This window comes from Caballeronia sp. LjRoot34, assembly GCF_964253815.1.
Classification (GTDB): domain Bacteria; phylum Pseudomonadota; class Gammaproteobacteria; order Burkholderiales; family Burkholderiaceae; genus Caballeronia.
The window spans coordinates 2944044-2961739 of sequence record NZ_CAXUSB020000001.1; the positions used below are offsets into that span (position 1 = coordinate 2944044).

The 17696-nt window shown below is 59.2% G+C and carries 13 protein-coding genes and 2 pseudogenes; 1 reads left to right on the forward strand and 14 read right to left on the reverse strand.

Annotated features, from left to right (window positions below):
• Window positions 1–11: 11 nt before the first annotated feature.
• The 6 genes from ACSQ36_RS13205 to ACSQ36_RS13230 form a co-directional block, all read right to left on the reverse strand.
• Window positions 12–713 (reverse strand): hypothetical protein, encoded by a 702-nt coding sequence (locus tag ACSQ36_RS13205; RefSeq protein ID WP_436182204.1) that lies wholly within the window; start codon window positions 711–713, stop codon window positions 12–14.
• Window positions 710–1516, reverse strand: a complete 807-nt coding sequence (locus ACSQ36_RS13210; RefSeq protein ID WP_436182205.1) for a hypothetical protein — start codon at window positions 1514–1516, stop codon at window positions 710–712. Before ACSQ36_RS13210 ends, ACSQ36_RS13205 begins: the two co-directional genes overlap by 4 nt.
• 96 nt (window positions 1517–1612) lie before the next feature.
• Window positions 1613–1873 (reverse strand): hypothetical protein, encoded by a 261-nt coding sequence (locus tag ACSQ36_RS13215; RefSeq protein ID WP_436182206.1) that lies wholly within the window; start codon window positions 1871–1873, stop codon window positions 1613–1615.
• 236 nt (window positions 1874–2109) lie between these two features.
• Window positions 2110–4233, reverse strand: coding sequence for an AAA family ATPase (locus tag ACSQ36_RS13220; protein WP_436182207.1), 2124 nt, complete (start codon window positions 4231–4233; stop codon window positions 2110–2112).
• 76 nt (window positions 4234–4309) lie between these two features.
• Complete coding sequence (locus tag ACSQ36_RS13225; protein ID WP_436182208.1) at window positions 4310–4762, reverse strand: hypothetical protein; 453 nt, start codon at window positions 4760–4762, stop codon at window positions 4310–4312.
• Window positions 4759–4950 (reverse strand): helix-turn-helix transcriptional regulator, encoded by a 192-nt coding sequence (locus ACSQ36_RS13230; RefSeq protein WP_436182209.1) that lies wholly within the window; start codon window positions 4948–4950, stop codon window positions 4759–4761. Before ACSQ36_RS13230 ends, ACSQ36_RS13225 begins: the two co-directional genes overlap by 4 nt.
• Before the next feature lie 256 nt (window positions 4951–5206).
• Here ACSQ36_RS13230 and ACSQ36_RS13235 point away from each other — a divergent pair.
• Window positions 5207–6532, forward strand: a pseudogene (locus ACSQ36_RS13235) (IS4 family transposase); the annotation flags it as partial.
• Window positions 6533–7411: 879 nt separating this feature from the next.
• On the opposite strand, the gene ACSQ36_RS13240 reads toward ACSQ36_RS13235, so the two are convergent.
• The 8 genes and pseudogenes from ACSQ36_RS13240 to ACSQ36_RS13275 form a co-directional block, all read right to left on the reverse strand.
• Window positions 7412–8548, reverse strand: a complete 1137-nt coding sequence (locus ACSQ36_RS13240; protein WP_436182210.1) for a tyrosine-type recombinase/integrase — start codon at window positions 8546–8548, stop codon at window positions 7412–7414.
• A gap of 415 nt (window positions 8549–8963) precedes the next feature.
• Window positions 8964–10097 carry a glycosyltransferase family 4 protein gene (locus ACSQ36_RS13245; protein ID WP_436182211.1) on the reverse strand — a complete coding sequence of 378 codons (1134 nt, stop codon included), beginning with the start codon at window positions 10095–10097 and terminating at the stop codon, window positions 8964–8966.
• A 683-nt stretch (window positions 10098–10780) separates the two neighbouring features.
• Window positions 10781–11758, reverse strand: coding sequence for a DUF1177 domain-containing protein (locus ACSQ36_RS13250; RefSeq protein ID WP_436182212.1), 978 nt, complete (start codon window positions 11756–11758; stop codon window positions 10781–10783).
• 86 nt (window positions 11759–11844) lie between these two features.
• Window positions 11845–12990, reverse strand: coding sequence for a porin (locus tag ACSQ36_RS13255; protein ID WP_213766714.1), 1146 nt, complete (start codon window positions 12988–12990; stop codon window positions 11845–11847).
• 94 nt (window positions 12991–13084) lie between these two features.
• Window positions 13085–13840 (reverse strand): dipeptidase PepE, encoded by a 756-nt coding sequence (pepE, locus tag ACSQ36_RS13260; RefSeq protein WP_436182213.1) that lies wholly within the window; start codon window positions 13838–13840, stop codon window positions 13085–13087.
• Between the two features lie 35 nt (window positions 13841–13875).
• Complete coding sequence (locus tag ACSQ36_RS13265; RefSeq protein WP_436182214.1) at window positions 13876–15060, reverse strand: aminotransferase class V-fold PLP-dependent enzyme; 1185 nt, start codon at window positions 15058–15060, stop codon at window positions 13876–13878.
• A 52-nt stretch (window positions 15061–15112) separates the two neighbouring features.
• A pseudogene (locus ACSQ36_RS13270) lies at window positions 15113–16738 on the reverse strand (OPT/YSL family transporter).
• 67 nt (window positions 16739–16805) lie between these two features.
• On the reverse strand, window positions 16806–17534 hold the full coding sequence (locus ACSQ36_RS13275) for an IclR family transcriptional regulator (RefSeq protein ID WP_436182215.1): 729 nt from the start codon (window positions 17532–17534) through the stop codon (window positions 16806–16808).
• Between the last annotated feature and the right edge of the window lie 162 nt (window positions 17535–17696).

The window sequence follows — 17696 nt, forward strand, 5'->3', positions numbered from 1 at the left end:
ATGTCGTGGGCCTAGAATTCGCCGCGCGTCTTCGCGCTGCGTGCAAGTTGAACGATCTTGAGCACGGTCTGCGGATCGTTGCCGAGGCGGGTCGCATCGAGCATGCGAGCGATACGCGGATCTCTCGCGATCATTTCCTGTGCGGTCGCCAGCGCTGCTTCGGCGTCCGTGCCGTAGTGCTCATTCAAAATCTGGATGGCCGAATTCGTGTTCGCAATATCGCGGTCTGCCGTCATCGGCTCGGCGCCGAATCGGCTGGCAGCGTCGACCAGTTCGCGCGCGTCCTGGGGGCTGGCGCCGAAATCTGCGAAATTTTCCCGGTACTCGGCTGCTACTGCGGTTTTGACAGCCGAATCGAGCGCCACGTCTTTCATCGCTGCTTCGAGCTGCACGCTGGCGAACGAGCCTTGTGCGCTGAACAGGCGGCGCTCGGGCGTATCGCGCAGCTTTGCGACTTCGGGCGGCAGGTTCGGATACTTGTCCGCGAGCGCCTTATCCGTGTCGCTGGTTGCTTGCTGCGCACGTGCTGCCCGTTCCAAGTCTTCGGCTTGCCGGCGCAATGCGCGCGGGTCTGCGGGTTTCGCTTCGACCGGTTCAGATGCGGGTTCGGACTTCACTTCGACCGGTGCGGGGGTAGCGGTGGCTGGCGTGCCGTACAGGCGGTCGGCGATCGCGTTCAGGTCGGGGCTGCTGCTTTGGATTTCGTCGCTCATTGCTGCGCGGCCCACGTGGTCTCGGAGACGTCATAGGTATGGATCGAGCCATCGGGGGCTTCAACTTCCATTGGCGGCGGGATCGGCGGTGCGAATTCGACGATGGGATCAGGCGCGGTGATGCCAACCCACTTGTGCAGCTCGTCGAGCGCGTATGTGATCGTGTTCGTTGAAGCCTTCACGGCTGCGGCGAGCGTCTCGCGCTTGGCAAGTGCCAGGGAGCCAACGTATTCGAGCATGCCGTGCAAGTTCAGCCCGGTTTTTCCGATGCCGGCATCGTTCAGGGCGACGACGAATGCGCCGCGCAGTGGCGACGTAACGGCGCCAGTAATAACCCCGACGCGCTGCCCGAATACCATTTCGTCGTGAGCGCCGCCACGCTTCGGTGCGGCGCCTTGCGTCGCTTCGTAGATCGCGAGCAGCACGGCGTCATTGTCTTTTTCAAGATCGGTCAGAGCGACGGCCAATGCGCCGACCGCGGCTTCCACCGCCTTCGCGGATTTCGTGCGCGCGGCCGACAACGCGACGGCGCGGTCACGAGCTGCGAGCCACCCCGCGCGCATGCTGGCGAGTTCGTCTTCGTGGTCTTGCCGCTCCGCACTGTCCAACGCATCCGTGAGCGCTTCGAGATGGGCTTGTAGCCCCTTGGGTGCCTCAAGGGCGGCGGTAAGTTTGGCATGCGCCTCGTCGTTCGTCGGGTTGAGACTGACGGCTTGCAGGGCTTCGGTCCGCGCGTTGCGGGCCTTTTGAAGATCGGCTTCGATCTCGTGGATCTTGGATCGTAAAACTGTTGCTCGGCGCATTGCGCACTCCCGATGGTTGATGCTTCGAGTGTGCCAATGCGAATTGCGCGTGTCGCGCCAGTCACATTTCGAACGAGCGCAACAAAAATGAAAGGCTCATCGACATCGATGCGCCGGCGTGTAAGTCGCGATGCCGCCCTCGAAGTGCACGTGGTTGCGCAGCGCCGCCGCGTGTTTCGGGCTGTACTGACCCAGGGCATCCGCCGCGCGGTGCACCCTCATGATCGCCGCCGTCCGCGAGACGCCCAAGATTCGCGACACGGGCACTGGACACCCAGGCTTATCGAAAAGCAGCCACAGGATTAGAAAGCCCGTGTCGGGCGGAACTCCAATTCCGTCGAATCGAATGTCGAGCATGGTGTCGTTTCCTCGCACATGTGTCACGTGCGCATGAGGCAAGCGTGTTAGTGATGGCAATTAAGCCGTTCCTGTAATCAGGAATCAAAGTTGCGCAAAAACAACCGCGTTCGCTAGGACTCCTATTTAGATCCTCGGCCTGCAATTTTCTGCAAGTTCATTCCTGAATCGCTTAATCCGCTTTCCCCATTTCCCCATGCCTTAAGGCATGTGGGGAAATTGGGGAAGATCAGCGGCTATTCCCCATTTCCCCAACTGTCACCTGGGGAAGATTGGGGAATCTGGTGACGTACTTTTCCATCGAATATGTCAAAATTTTCAAGTTTCTTGTCGCCATTGATCCAGCGGCGGATGTGGTATCTCGCATTTTTCGACGCGTTCGGGTGTAACTCAAGCACCCGATCGATCACTTGCTCGATGTCGACCCAGCCGCCTTCTGTAAAGTCGGCCATCTCGATCACGGCGTCGAGCGCGTGCGCCGCGTCTTTGGATCGTGGCGTTTTTACAACAATCGGCTTCTCTTCCGAAGGCACGGCGACCGCCGAAAACACCGGTTCACCGTCTGTGTCTTCGCCGACTTCAACCTGCTCCAATACGAAGCCGAACTCGGTGCCGTCGATATCGTCTTTCGACTTTGTGAGCTTTAAACAACGCCACTGCGTTTCAAGGTGCCGCGAAACCGCAATCTCGAAATCAGCGGCCGCGCGCAGCGCTGACGATCCCCGCACGCCTTGGTCGTCGTTCTTACCCGCGTGCGCGATCACCACGACCATGCACCCCGTCGCCCGCCCTAACATCTGGCAGTTCTGGATGACCATCGACATATCTTTCGCACTGTTCTCGTCGACACCTGGTATCGAGCGGGAAAGCGTATCGATGAAAATCACGCCACGTGTTTCCCCCGTCAGTGCGATAACGTCCGTCGCAGCTTTCACCCATCCGTTCTTTTCGAACAGGTTGACGCCACGCTCGCGCGTGTAGAACGGCACGGCAGCGCCGACGCCGTGGTACTCGGAATAGGCTTGTGTCCGTCGACGAACGCCGCCAGCACCTTCGGCGGCAACGTAGAACACATTGCGTTGTTTCACACGCCGGCCGCGCCACGGCTCGCCACGCGCCATGTGATAGCCGAGATCGATCGCCGCGAACGACTTGCCGCTGCCCGACTTGCCGTAAATGATCCCGAACTCGGCGTCAGGGATAACGCCCTTAATCAGATCCGGCGCCACCGGCTCGCGCGCACGCAATGAGGCGAGCTGGAATGAATTGAGAGCCACGCCTTCGGTGTCCGGCTCGTGCTCTATCTGAAAATCGTCGTGGCCGTCGCGAGGCATCCCGATCGCATCGCGAAACTCAATGTCTGCGCGCCCGGCGCAATGGTCGTGCTTGCAGTCGAAATGCCCCTGCACGAAGTGGTTCGTGTGGGCCGGAAAATAAACTGTCGACGAATCGCTGCCGGCGCTGGTGTGCTTGGCTTCGAATGGGCAAGTGATGTACAAGCCGCCTTTTTGCGTCTCGCCGTTCTTCAGCAGGCCTGCGTCCTGTAGCGCCTGCACAGTCGGATCGCTAGCGAGCGCGCGCTCGGCGACTTCGACTGTCATTGGCTTTTCGGCGACTGGCACGTCGGCGATGTCCATCGATACCGACGCGCCGGACTTTCGCACGAAGCCGTGACGCACGGGCACGGGGTCGGCGACGCCTGCTTCGAATACGGGATCGGCGGTGTAGTGGATCTGGATCTCATCGAACAGCGACTTGTCGACCGTGAACCGCGAAGCCGCGAACCAGGCTTTCAGCGCGGCGGACGTGACCGGCACATTAAGCCAAAACCAAACGTGGGCTTTTAGCACGCCGCGGTTCTTCACATGGCCGGCGCTGCTCGATAATTGCCAGTAGTAGCTTGCGCCGGCGAACGCCGCCGGCAAACTGGTCTGAATGTATTCCTCGATTGCTTCTACCGGCTCGGTAACGGGGTCCGCTTCGAACGGTTCGTACTTGTCGACGTCGACCATGATCGCGTGCAGCGGTTGATCGGCGAAGCAAGTCTTACGGCGCAGCGCCTTGCCGGGCTTGAAGTCTTCCGGGTTGCGCTCAAGCGCCACGGCGTCGCCGAGGTATTGCCCGCGGATGACGCACGACTTCGAGTCGGTCGCCTGCTTAGTCAGCAGCGCGGCAAGCTTTTCAATGCCGTCGACGCGCACCGTGTGCCGCGTGAACTGCATCGGATTGTCGTAAGCCTGCATGCTGCCGTCCGCGAGCCACTTCTTTGCAAGCAGGTTCGTCGAGTGCGTGAGCACCGTCAACTCGTCGAAGCCGTCAACAACCGGCGGCTTGATTAAATCTATTTCTTCACGTACCATAAGGATGCCTAATTAGATGATTCAATTGGGTTTTCTTTTGCCTGGTCTTCTTTAGCGCGCCTTCGGGTGCGCTTTTTTATTTCCGAGCGAGCTTTCGTGCAGCCTTAAACTCGTCGGCGGTTTGCATGCGGCCGTTCTCGCATCGCATGCCGCGCACGATTGCGCCTGCAACCGAGATCGCATCGAAGTCGTCGATGTCACCCGAGATCCCGACGACGTGCACGTAAGCTTCGATTGCGCCGTGCTGGTCTTCGCGCGTCTCGATCAAATATGCGATGACGGGTTCCACGCTATCCGGTTCGTCGTCGGCTTCGCCCAAGAACAAGGCGATGGTGTCGGGCGCTGCGGCGATCGTCTTCACGCCGATTCGTTTCCAGATTGGCTTCTCGCCAGGCGCGTACCAAGAAACCGGGTTGGGCGCGTTGGCCTTCTGGATGCGCTCAACCGATGCCGTGTCTTCATTCAAACCATCGATCGCAGCGGCCAGTTTGCCCAGGCCCGTCCGGTCTTTCTTGTCGTGATTTGTCATGCTGCTGCGCGCCGTTCAGGTTGCAGGTTCGCGATCCATGCCTGCACTTCTGACATGCGCCAGCCCGACGCCTTCGGGCCGATTTTGACCGGCGCGGGAAAGCGCCCATCAGCCGCCCACGAGTAGATCGAAGCGCGGCATGCGCCGGTGACGTCGGTAACTTCTTTGATTTTTAAGATGCGGTCCATTTGGCGGACTCCCCTTTGTGAAGATGCCCCGGCAATCTCGGAGTGAGATCAATCTACGATCTGTTGTCGTCGGTAAGCGAACACCCCCGACCAGCACAATCTAAAGGAGGCTGCGCCCGGTATGTGAACGCCCCGGCCGTACAAGAAAAAGCCCGCGCTAGGCGTAATGCCGTTCAGTTAAGAGCTGAGCGGCATTTTGTTTTTGAAGCAGGAAGAGGTTGTAAACAACGCGTCGAGATGTTAACTTTTCAGCGCGATGCTCTCAGCCCACCTTACCTATCTGATCGAAGCGCAAGAGCCGGTAGCCGACCTGAGCCGGCTGGCTGAGCATCTGCCTTATGAATGGATCGAACGGGCGGTCCAGGCAACGGGCACGGCGAGCATCCGGCGCCGCCGCCTGCCCGCGGAACAAGTGGTGTGGCTGGTAATCGCGCTGGCGATGTACCGGCACTGGTCAGTCAGCGAGGTGCTGGACAGCCTTGATCTAGCGTTGCCCAACGAGGCCGCGCCGTTTGTCAGCAAGAGCGCGGCGGCGCAGGCGCGTCAGCGCGTCGGCGAAGCACCGTTGGCTTGGCTGTTTGAGCAGACAGCACGTGCCTGGACGACGCAAGACGCGGCTCACCATGCATTCAAGGGGTTGAGTCTGTGGGCGATGGACGGTACTACGCTGCGCACGCCCGACAGCCCCGCTAACCGTGAGCACTTCGGCGCACAGGGTTACGCCAGTGGCAAGGTGGCCAGTTATCCGCAAGTGCGCGCAGTGACGCTCACCGCGATTCCGACGCATCTGGTCGCCGATATCAATTTCGGTCGCTACGACACCAACGAAATGGTGTACGCCAAAAGCCTGCTGCCGCAGATACCGGAAGACTCGCTGACCGTGTTCGACAAAGGCTTTCTGGCCGCTGAGATTCTGTGTGGCCTGACGATGGGCGCACGCAATCGCCACTTCCTGATTCCAGCCAAATCCAATACCTGCTGGGAAGTGATCGCGGGTACCGCTGACGATGCAACGGTGCGCATGCGCGTCTCGCAGCAGGCGCGCAAGAAGTGCCCGGCTTTGCCCGAATTCTGGAATGCGCGGGCGATCCGCACCATCGACGCACGCGGGCGTGAACGCGTGCTGCTGACTTCGCTGGGCGATCGCCGGCGCTTCAAACCCGCTGATATCGTGGCCTGCTACGAGCGCCGCTGGCAGATCGAAACCAGTTTCCGGGAGATCAAGCAATCGATGCTGGGTTCGGAGTTGACCTTGCGCAGCCGCACGGTCGAAGGGGTGTATCAGGAAATATGGGGCGCGTTGATCGCCTACAACCTGATTCGCCGTGAGATCGCCAGCGCTGCATCGGAAGCCAAACTCGAGCCGACTGATATCAGCTTCGTGCGAGCCTTTCATACGATCCAGCACGAAATGATGTGGGCCGCTGTTACTCCGGCCTATGCAAAATTGCCAGCGTGCCTTCAGCGTTTGCGTGAACGCCTCAAGTCGCTACCCAATGAAAAACGACCCGGTCGCGCATGCGAGCGAGTCGTCAAATCCCGACCTAAACGTTACACCGTTCGATACCTTAAGAAGGACCTAGAGGGTAGCCCCGCGCCCTCCCGGACGCAGGGCCCCCGAAGAACGGAGCGTGCGACTTTCGCCGCACTCCGCTCGCGCACAGTATTAAGCGTCGTACTGACGCCGGTCCCGCCGCAATGCGCGAGCCCTTCGCAGGCACTCATATTGTTGATTCGCCTCATCGCTGAGGCGAGGAGCGCTGAACCGTCTGCAACGGTCACTCACAAGCTTCCCCTCGATGAATCTCAAACATGAACCTGCGACAACTGCACCACACGGAAGTCTGCACCCTTTCGGGTCAGGGCAAATCTTGAACCCCTATGCGACCCATTACAGGCCGCCATTCGCTTTTTCCGCGTTCTCATACCCACTTGCCCAACAGCTTCCCTTGCGGGTCACCTGCCATAGCCGAACTGCTGGCGTGGGCAGACAAATGGGCTTACCGTGTTCCGCGTAGAAGACACGAGCAGTTTAGGTTCTGCCTATTCGCCGGCAGTCGCATTGTCCGTGTGCCCCGACAGTTAAACGGAGCATCCGACTGCATGCCTTTTGGCCCAAGCCTGCCAGCGCCTTTGGCTTGTTTGCCGTAACGGCGTTTATCAGCAATTCGCATGTGCTAACCATGTTGCCCAACCTAGCACCCCATCCGCCTCGACGCTGGCAGAAAGCACCACGCTCTCGCGAGCGAAGTGCCGTTCAGAGAACGGGTTACGTTGTTCCGGTGGCTTCACACCAAGTCGTTACCAACTCAGCATGCACCGGTAGGTTACGATTGACGGAACAACCGGTTCCTCTTCTGGCCGAAACCAGATGGAACAATCCTCTACGCGACTTTCACGTCGCACTAACTGAACGGCATTACCGCGCTAGGCGGGCTTCTTGTACTGGTTTTGGAAATGGCTAGACCATCTGTACGGCGTCGAGTCGGGCACGGGTCGCGTCGTGCTTCAAATGTAGGTAGTGCAAGTCAATCATATGGGTACTTGTGCCGGCCAGCTTAGCGACGATGGACGAGTCCATGCCACTTGCGATCATTTCGCTTATTGCTGTGTGCCTCAGGCTGTACATCACAATGTCATCGGGCAATTCGGCATCCGTGACGGCTTGGCGAAACAGTTTTTTCCAGTTGTCCTTTTGCCACACTGCGCCGTAGTTGGTGGCAAAAATCGGCGCCGCCGGTAGCTTGCCCTTTGCTTGCTCGGTGAAGAACACGGCGGCGGCGGTCGACAGCGTGACGACGCGGAACCCGGTCTTGCCCGCCAGCGCGAGCGTGCTCTGCGCTTTGTCAAAGTGCGCCACCGTCGCCTTGGCGAGTTCGCCCGGACGGGCGCCAGTGAGCAACAGCGCCTTCACGAGCAGCGCGAGGTCCGCAGGACACTTGCCGAGCAGCGCGGCCCGCTGGTCGAGCGGAATAAATCCTTGGCGACGACGGCCAACGCCCTTGAACGGCTTGACAGTCTTCCACCCTGCATCGTGCGCGACGAGCCGGTCGTTCAGCGCAAGGTTCAACGCGGCTTTTAATGACGCAAGGTTTCGGTTTGCCGAATCCTTCGCCCGGCGCAGATCGTCTTCATCGTCTTCTTCCTCGTCGATGTCGAGCTGCGCGCCGATCCACGATTTGAGATCTGACGTGCGCAGCTTGGCGAGATCGATTTTCCCGATCTTCGCGTCGTCGACCAGCCGGCGAAAGCGCCCTTCCGCGTCGGTGGCGCTCGCGGCGCCCTTATGAACTCGAAGGTGTTTGGCGTAGTGCTCGCAGCATTCCTTGACCGTCATGCCCTTCGATGACACACCGGCATCGAGAGCAGTCAACCACGCCCGTGCTGCCCTTACGGCTTCGTCATACGTGGCGAACGTGCCGAGCGCCCGGTATTCCTGCTTGCCTTCATCATTGCGACGTCGGGCTATCCAAGTGCCGGCACCAGAATCGAGCTTTCGGAAGCCGACAAAGATCCCGGTTTCAAGCCGCTGCCAATACGGCTCGCGCCTAGCAGCAAGGGCATTTCGAACTGATGTTTTTTCAAGGGCAAGTGACATAGAATTCCGTACGGAAACGATACGGAAAGATTATGCTGGATTTAGCTAGATGTGACCACCCCTTAAATTCAATGAATTCAATGCCTTAAAGACGTGGCTGGATATGCTTAGATTCATCACCCCGCCTTCACACGGCAGGGGTCACAGGTTCAATCCCTGTACCACCCACCAGGATTTCGCGGTTGAGTTTGCGTCGCGTTGAAAAAGGCCCTCAGGCAAATGCTTGAGGGCCTTTTTCTTTGTGTGACCTACTTCGCAGGGATGCCATCCAATTCCTGCCAAACTTTGACGCGCATTCGCTACCCGGATCGATCGGCCCGCGACACAGGCACAAGACCATTAGAAAACACAGCGCGTTGAGCCTGGACGGAAAAGGATTGCGGCGGACGCTCCTCGGAATCAGCCGTTTGCGACGTTACGCAAGTCGCGGACGATGCTGGCCAGAGAAGCCGCGCAGCAGCGTTTCCCATTCGGTCGCTCGCCCTTCCCATGAGTACTGTGCGCTCACGGACATCGCCTGCTTGAACTTCGCTTCGGCCCATTGATCAACATCCGCGCGCTTTCTTGCAGTCTGCACGGCCAGCGCTTCGCGGAACAGCTGAATTGCCAAAGGCAAATCCTTGTCCATCACTTCCGCCGGAACATAAGTTGCAAAGTCACCGCAAACTTCAGGAAGCGCGCCCCGATCCGTCACGATCAAATCCAGTCCGCAAGCAAGGCCTTCAATAGCCGCAATGCAAAAGGTCTCGGCGAAAGAGTTTGGATAGATAAAAAGAGAAGAGTTTTTCATTTCCTGCGCAAGACGTGGCTGGGAAACCGGACCAACAAGGTCGACGTTATCAAGTTGTGCGCCGCGCGCGAACAACGGCGCGTACGGCGCATCGCTTGCCTGATAGACCGACATTCCGGCGAAAGACCTCAGGAGGACACCCGGAGGCGCATTCGACATGATTTCAAATAGGATATCGAGTCCTCTGAATGGCGTACTGGTGTAAACGGCTATATCATTGTCGCGTTTCGCAGCGAGTAACGACGCGGGCGACTCGAACAGGTTTGAGAATGCCGGCGTCAAGCCATTGTGAATTACCGTCGACTCACGACCGACCATGCCGAAGGTTTGCTGGGCGCGTTGGCGTTGATAGTTTGAGACGAAGACCGTCGCGTTCAGCTGCTGTCGTACAGCAGCGTCGGCTAGAGCGGACACAATCGCCTGATCCGAGTCATGATGGCACCACAACAACATCGCGGTCTCGGGCGGCAGGATACTCGTGCGAAGGATCGGGACGTGCTCGAGTAAGTTGACCAGGATGACCGCATCGAACTGTTGCGCCGCGAAAAATGCGCTGCTTAGATGATCCAATATATTCAAGCAAACACACCCTGCACGCACACCTGGATTCTTGTTGTGGCTAAGCAGATGGACAGAGTGTCCACGCATTGCAAGCGCCTGCGCCAAGTAGCAAACGCATGATTCGGTTCCCCCTAAAGGTTGAACCAATGGTGTCGCCACGTCAAATTCGATGGACGCGACAGCAAAGCAAATCTTCATTTTATTTCTTGTCACGGAGCGAACCTTATCGAGGCGGCAAGTTTAGCGCATGTGTATGAAGTATCGCGCATCGTAATGCTTGGATTAGCTTCGTAGTGCGTGGCACGGATCATCTATCCCTTCTGCAACTCGCTCGAACGAAAGATGCAACCACAAACGGTGGACAGCTATGAGCCGCAGGTGTGGCGGCCGCTGGATTATGCTAAGAAAATCCGAAGTGCTCCCGCACGAACGTATTTGCGGCTACTCGCACATGAAGCTTGGCACTGCTACTCGTCAAACGGCGCGAAAAACAACTGACCGCGATGATCGACGCACGGAGCGGCAGATATGTGCTTGTGCACGCGGTGATCACACGCGTAGCCAACGCCGCACAGAACGCTTTTGCTCCGGCGCATCGTTATCGACCTGCTGAAACGCCATACAACATACAAAGTATGGCTGAATAATCGATGTCTGAAAGTATGCTCCGACGATCGCTATCTCGCGCAACTCTCGGGCGGTCATGGCGCACAACAATTTAACCTTTTAGTGCAATCCCCCTCAGGGAGCGCCCACTCATTTCAGGACAAACCATCTTGTTGAAAATGCCCTTAAGCAATTGCTTGAGGGCATTTTCTTTCGTGGACGGCGGAAAACTTTGCCGCGCCTCGAATGTGTCGAGGCACGTCGAGACCCTTTCATCAGCGCGCGATCGGGTTCCCCGATGTCTGAAACACCGACAAATCCGGGTACATCCCACGAATCGTTGACCACTCCGCCACGTTGTAGAACTCGCACGGGTTATCCGTCGATGCAACCGTGAACCGCTTGGCCACTTCAACACAAAAGCGCACGACCTCCGCTATATCGGTTTCATGATTGGCGCTTGAGTCGCTACCGCCCACCACCGACTGCGCGGTCACCGCAACCCCGACAACCGGCGCTTCAGTCGCAATATGCGGTTGCATGATGCTGTTGAAGTGATAAAGCCCGTTGTCGTAAGGCGTGATGTCCTGCTGGCTGATCGGCAGCGTGACAGCCGCCCTACCCGTCGTGGATTCCATGACCTTGACCAGATCCGGCGACATCCGCAGGATGTAGCCTTGCATGGCCGTCGGCGTGAGGGCGAAGCCGCGCTGCTTGATGATGCTGTTTCCCTTGGACGCATCGATTGAAAGGATCGCGTCCATCGCGCTCGACACCTCGTAGACATTCATTGTCTCCGACGACACCGGCATGCCCATGAAGGCGACGCCATCGTTGAAGCTCATCGATACATCGGTTGCAATATGCGTGGTGATAATCACGTCGCCGGGAAGGTCGTCGCCCGCGCGTTTCATTTGCGCGAGCTTGAGCGCTGTCGCGATCGCACCGATCGGACCATCCGCGTCCGACACCATGCCGATCCGCACCGGCCTGGCGCCAATAGCGCCGTTACGGCCGATCACGCCCAACGTCCTGGAAGTCCCGCCGATGGATTTGCCATCCGTCCCCGGAATCAGGATCGACACGAAATCCACGGTTTTAGTGATGTCTTCCGGCGGTTCATCATTGACGGTCATCACCTCCACGGTGACATTAAACTCGGAAAATGGCGCAAACATCTTGACGATGCTCGGCCCATTGACGGTTGCGCTATCGAGCGCTTCATACGCAACAAGCGTGGTCTGCAATGACATGCTGGAATGCTCCCTGATGCAAAAAACAACAACAATAAAGTTTCGCTCTGCAGTGCCAAGCGAACATGAAAAGAGAAAATTAAAAATCAAAACGCGTGCCGCAGTCCCAACATTGCCGTGGTCTGGTTGTTGCGGCCGTTCAGCGGCTTGTCGCTCCCCCCCGTGTAACTGGTCGTGCTATTGCCAAAGAGACCTGACCAGTCGCCATGTACCCAGTCGTACGCGAGGGCGACGTACACATCGGTGCGTTTGCTGAAGGCGTAATCGGCTACGCCATAGGTGGTCGCGCGGGTGCCGTTGAACCCGTCCGCACGCGTGCGGTCGAGCATCGCGCTGGCGGTGAGCGTAAATGCGGGCGTCGCGAGGTAACTGGCGCCGACGGTAAAGAAATCGTCGCGGCGAGTCGAGGAGAAAACCGAGCCGATCGCAGCGGAATTCAGCGGCGTGGCAGCCGTCGTCATGCTGGTGATCGAGGCGGTATCGGTGCCCCCCTTCGAGGAATCGAAACCGGCATCGCGACGACTGTAGATGTAGTTCGCGAACAGCTTGGCCGGACCCACGGACGCCTTCACGCCCGCGATATAAATACGCGCCGCGCGGACGGCGCTGTCGTGAGTGGTTTGCGCATCGCCGATCAACGTGATCGCGCCGCTCGAATATTTCAGGCCAAGCGAGGTGGAGGACATCGACTGAGTGCTGCCGGGCGTACCGCCAAGCGCGTATTGTGCAATCGCCATGACGGGTCCGAAGCTGCCGGTGTAACTGACCGACTTGTCGTATCGCTGGCCGGTGAGAAACACCATCCACGAGTTCGACGGCGCGGCGCCAACGCCGAGCGGATCGACGTAATACAACATCGTGTTCGCCGTCGTATATTGACGCCCCAACGCCAGGTCCCCGTACTGGTTGCCTATCGTCACAAACGCCTGGCGGCCGAACAACTGGCCTTGCTGGTCGAGACGGCCGCTGTTGGCCAGAAAGCCGTTTTCAAGCGTGAAGCCCGCTTTGGCCCCACCGCCCAGATCCTCGCTGCCTCGCAGGCCGAACCGGCTGCCGGAGATGAAACCCTCATTGCCTTGTTGAAGACCGACAACACTGTTCCCTGCGGAATTCGCGTGCGTCTGATAGGTCAGCGCGGCATCGATAATGCCGTACAGCGTGACGCTGGATTGCGCCCACGCGACGCATGGGAGAGTAAGTGCCAATGCTGGCAGCCAGCGATAAGACGTCATGATTCAGCGGGTCTCAGGAAACGTGGGACGAGCGCCGCCTCCGCCGGCGCACGAGCGCGCAGGCGTGATGAGGTGGCGGACGGAACTTAGCGGATTAGCGGATGAATTCGGGCCAATTGTTTATATCGGCGGGACCGGTGATGCGGGACAACGCGAAGGTCTCGTTTTCGCGCAAGGTTTCAACCCGGCCATCGCCGAGAAAATGCAATGCGTGACGCTCGCCAAGCACGGTGCCATGGGTACCGTCCGAATACAAAGCGGAGCCTTCGGGCAACGCGAAGACCTGTTCCGGGGCATTGATCGCGAGAAACTCCGCAAGCCGCTCTTCCCGGCTTTCGCCGTTATGGCCGGCGGGTTTACCGCTGATAAAGTGCGGATTGACCTGGAACGGAACGAGTCCGAGTGCGCGCAGCGTCGGTGGCTGGACGACGGGCATGTCGTTAGTGGTACGGATCGTCGGGCACGCTACATTGCTGCCCGCGCTCCATCCCACATAGGGCGTACCGGCCAAAACTTTCGCACGAATTGCTTCAACAATGCCGGCGTCGTACATTCGCTTGAGCAGCGCGAACGTATTGCCGCCGCCAATGGCTATGACGTCCGCCTGCTCGATGGCCGCGATCGGGTTGTCGCTTCGATGAATCGATTCGAGCGGATACCCAAGGCGATCGAACACCGGTTTGACCAGATCTTCGTAGCTATCGAAACTGAACGTGACGGCAGCGAATGGCACGAACAACACCTTGCGTGGTTCGTGTTTCAACAACGCGTGAATCTGTTCGCCTGCGTGTTCCAGATAACCGAGCTGATCCTTGCGCGAACTGCTCATCAAAAGAATGCGTTGTGTCATGGCATAACCCTCTTTGTGGTCGAATAAGGCCGGAGTCAGACCACCGTCGTGCGAATGATGCGCGCGACGCGATCGATCTCTTCGTGAGTATTGAAATAATGCAGGGACACGCGCGCCATCGTGCTCACGCCGTATCGGGCGAGAATGGCGTCCGCCATGAAACTGCCCGCCTCGATAATGCACTGTTGCGCCTCAAGCACCGAGACGAGCATGGCAGGATCGACGCCGCGCAGATTGAACGGCACGATACCGATGCGCTGCGTGATGTCTCGTGGCCCATACAACTCGAACTCGGGCAGCGAAGAAAATTGCTCGACCGCGTACCGGGTAAGCTCGCTTACCCGGTCGGCAATCGCATCGATTCCGATCTCTTCTGCATAACTAATCGCTGCGCCGAGCACAAGAATGGCCGGAACAATAGGGCAACCTGCCTCGAAGCGGCGCGCGCCAGGAACGAACGACAGCGCACCGGTAGCGCGATCGAACACCCCGTTCCACCAACCGGCAAGCGCGGGTTCGAGTGAATCGATATGCGTTTCGCGCACATACAGGAAGCCCGACCCTTCGGTTGCCCGCAGCGCCTTGCGGCCACATCCAGCCAGAAAATCGCAGTCGAGTTCCGCCACGTCCACCCGCAACATGCCGACACTCTGCGCCGCATTAACCAGGGACAGGACCCCACGCTCGCGCACCACCTTGCAGATCTGCGCGGCGGGCTGAACTGCGCCGGTTGAATTAGGCACATGCGAAAACGTCGCGAGTCGCGTACGCGCGGTGATGGCGGCGGCGAATGCGTCGGGAGAAAGAACACCGGCTGCGTCCGCCGCGATCATTTTCACGACGACCTTATGGGTCTGCTCAAGCCTGCGCCACGGCAGCAAATTGCTGAGCATTTCCGTATCGGCGACGAGGATTTCATCGCCGGCCTTCCAGTCGATACCGCGCGCAACCAGCGAGATCGCTTCCGTGCCGTTCTTCGTAAACGCAACCTCGTGCGTGTGGGCGCCGAGGAAGGCGGCGAGCTGTGCACGCACGCCTTCAACACGCGCGTACGTCTCCTTGCGGAACGACGGCAAATAGATGCCGATATGGCCGGTATCGAGAAGATAGCGCCGCGCTTCCTCCAATACGACATCAGGCGAAATCGACGCGGCGGCCGTGTCCATATAGACAGTTGTCGCGGTCAGCGGGGTGGCTGCGCGGATGGCTTGCATATCCATGGTTACGTCTCTAATCGGGTAAGCGGGTAATTGGGTAGGCGGCAAAAGTCAGTCACTTATGCAGACGCGTGATCGAGTGGGTGAAGCTGAACAGCGCGTCCCCGGCGATCACGCCGCCCGCGAAGGCGCTCATTTCGGCGGTGTGGCGATCGCCTCGCAACTTTGTCACGCCGAAGCGGATAGCCAGTCCCGCAAGCACGGCCCACCCAGCGAGTGGCGACGCGATCAGCATGCCGGTTGAAAGCAGGATGCCGAGCTGGCGTTTCGACCCGCCGAACCATTGAAGCAGCGCGCCGGGAATGGCCCAGATCGCCAGGTTGCGGGTAATTTCCATCGATGACCCCGCCTTGATCGATGCGGCATAAACGCGGTCCACTGGCGGCAACATGCCGCGCGAGAAGAAGTGATCGTGGAAAATAATGACGACGATCGCCGCGACCACGAAACCGGCCATCCCCGCGAACAGTTGCTGTCGACGGCCGGCCAGTTCGGCCTCCATGTCGCGGCCCTCGCCTCGCAGCAGATAGCCGGTCTTCAGGTCGTAACCCATGTCCGCGAACGCGGGCCCGATGGCGGCTGAGAAACCCGCGAGCACCGCCAGCGCGGACGGCGGGAACCCGATCACGATACCGATCGTCAAGGTGATGAGCGCAACAGCAAACGCCGGGAACCAGCCTGAGTGCATGGCCGCGATACCGACGATCAACTCGTGGGCGTAGGCCGCGAACGCGGCATAGAGGACAAAACCGATCAGCATGGCCGGCGACAGTTCGGTGATATGGCCGGCCAGCACCGAGATCAGCAGCGCGACGAGCATGTAGGCGACGAAGCCGCCCGATAACACCCGCCTGGCCCGAGCGCTTGTCATCTCGAGATTGCGGGGATCGATGGCGACGCTGGCCCGCGAGCGATGGATTTCGCGAGCAACCTGGACCAACGCGACGATTCCGGCGCCGATCATCAACCCATGCGGGATATAGGCGGCGGCAATATCGACGTGCAATACCGGAATTGAATAACCGCGGACCAGCAAGCCGATACCAAACATGGTCAACGCCGCCAGGTTGCCGAGAAAGGCCGCGCCGAATGCCGACATGGGCACGCCCATCAATGCGCCGGCAATGCCCGCCGCCACGCCCAACCCGAGAAATGCCGCTTTACGGCCCCCGCGATCGCCTGCTCAAATGGCTTCCGCCGTGGCGACACCCGCCGGCCACGAGCCGGTAGCGGGAAATATCCGGCTGCCGAAAAGGTTGTAGAGCATCGCGCCGTCGACCAGCATCGCGGCGATGGCGCCTATCAACATCGGCGTGGCGAGCTCGGGCATGCCCATCGCGAAGGGCACGCCGAGCGGGATCATGAGCGAGTTGGCCGCACCGAATGTTGCCGATGAAATCGCCGTCTGCATGAGATTCTGGCGTTCGAGAACGCGAAAACGCCGCGTCACGGCCAACGGAATCCGCGAGAACACGATCGCCATCAGCGCACCGATGATCGACGTATTGGCGGAGATGCCGAGCGTCACGATCAATTGCATGCCAATGATCGCGCCGAGCACCGACAGGCAAATGGATACCAGCAGGAGTACGGGCTCGAAAAAGGAGACACGTGGACGAGGGGTGGCTTCCTGAGCCAGAAGTACTGCCTGGGCGTCAGGCGCATCGATCGATACTTTCATGAGGTCGGGTCTTTGCCGGCTTTGCGAGGCGCGGCTAGTTTTTGTGAGTGGACGGCGGTCGTGGCGTTCAGCGAAGGAGGCCGACGACGGGTTCGATCGTTTCGCGAGTTTTCTTCAATGCGTCGATGAGCCGTGGCACCGCTTCACCATCCAATCGCTGGACCGGCCCTGCAATCGATAACGATCCGATCACGCGACGACGATCACGCGACCACAGCGGAACGGCCAGACCGGCGACCGTGGCGGCCGCTTCCTCGCGGGTGTGGCTCCAGCCGCCAGCGCGGATTTGATCGAGGCGGGCATCGATCGCCGAACCGTCGGCGAGATGGGCCTCCTCGTAGACCCCCGCGCGGAATTCATCTGGCTGGAATGCCAGGATGGCCTTTGCGTGGGCACCGGCGATGAGCCGGAAGCGCTGCCCCACTTCGATCGAAAAGCGCAATTGCTGCTGGCTCTGGGCTATGTCGGTACACACGCCTTGCATGCCGTCGAGCAACGACAAAAAGACGGTTTCGCCGCTGTCATGCGCAAGGGCGTCCAGCGCGGGTTGCACGATCTCCGATGGCGCGAACGTCCGGTGCGCGATCTGCCCAAGCTCAAAAAGCCGCAGGCCAAGCGAATAACGCCCGGCGCTGTCCTGAATGAGAAAGCCATTAGCCGCGAACGTCGCCAGCACGCGATGAACGATCGAGTGGTGAACGTTGGTTTCTTTCGCCAGTTCGCGCACGCCCCATGTCGGTTCTTCGAGCGTGAATCGAGTCAGCAGCGCCAACGCGCTATCCAGTGTCTTTAGCATGTCGTGTCTGTTGTTTGTGTCTCTCTATAAGAGACAGTGTCTCTGTCTGAAAACCAGAATAAACGGAGGCTGCCGGCCATGTCAATGAAGGGTAAATACCCATTAGCCGTGCGGGGTCGAATATAATCAGGAATACAAATTAAATAGGATGGGGACACGAAC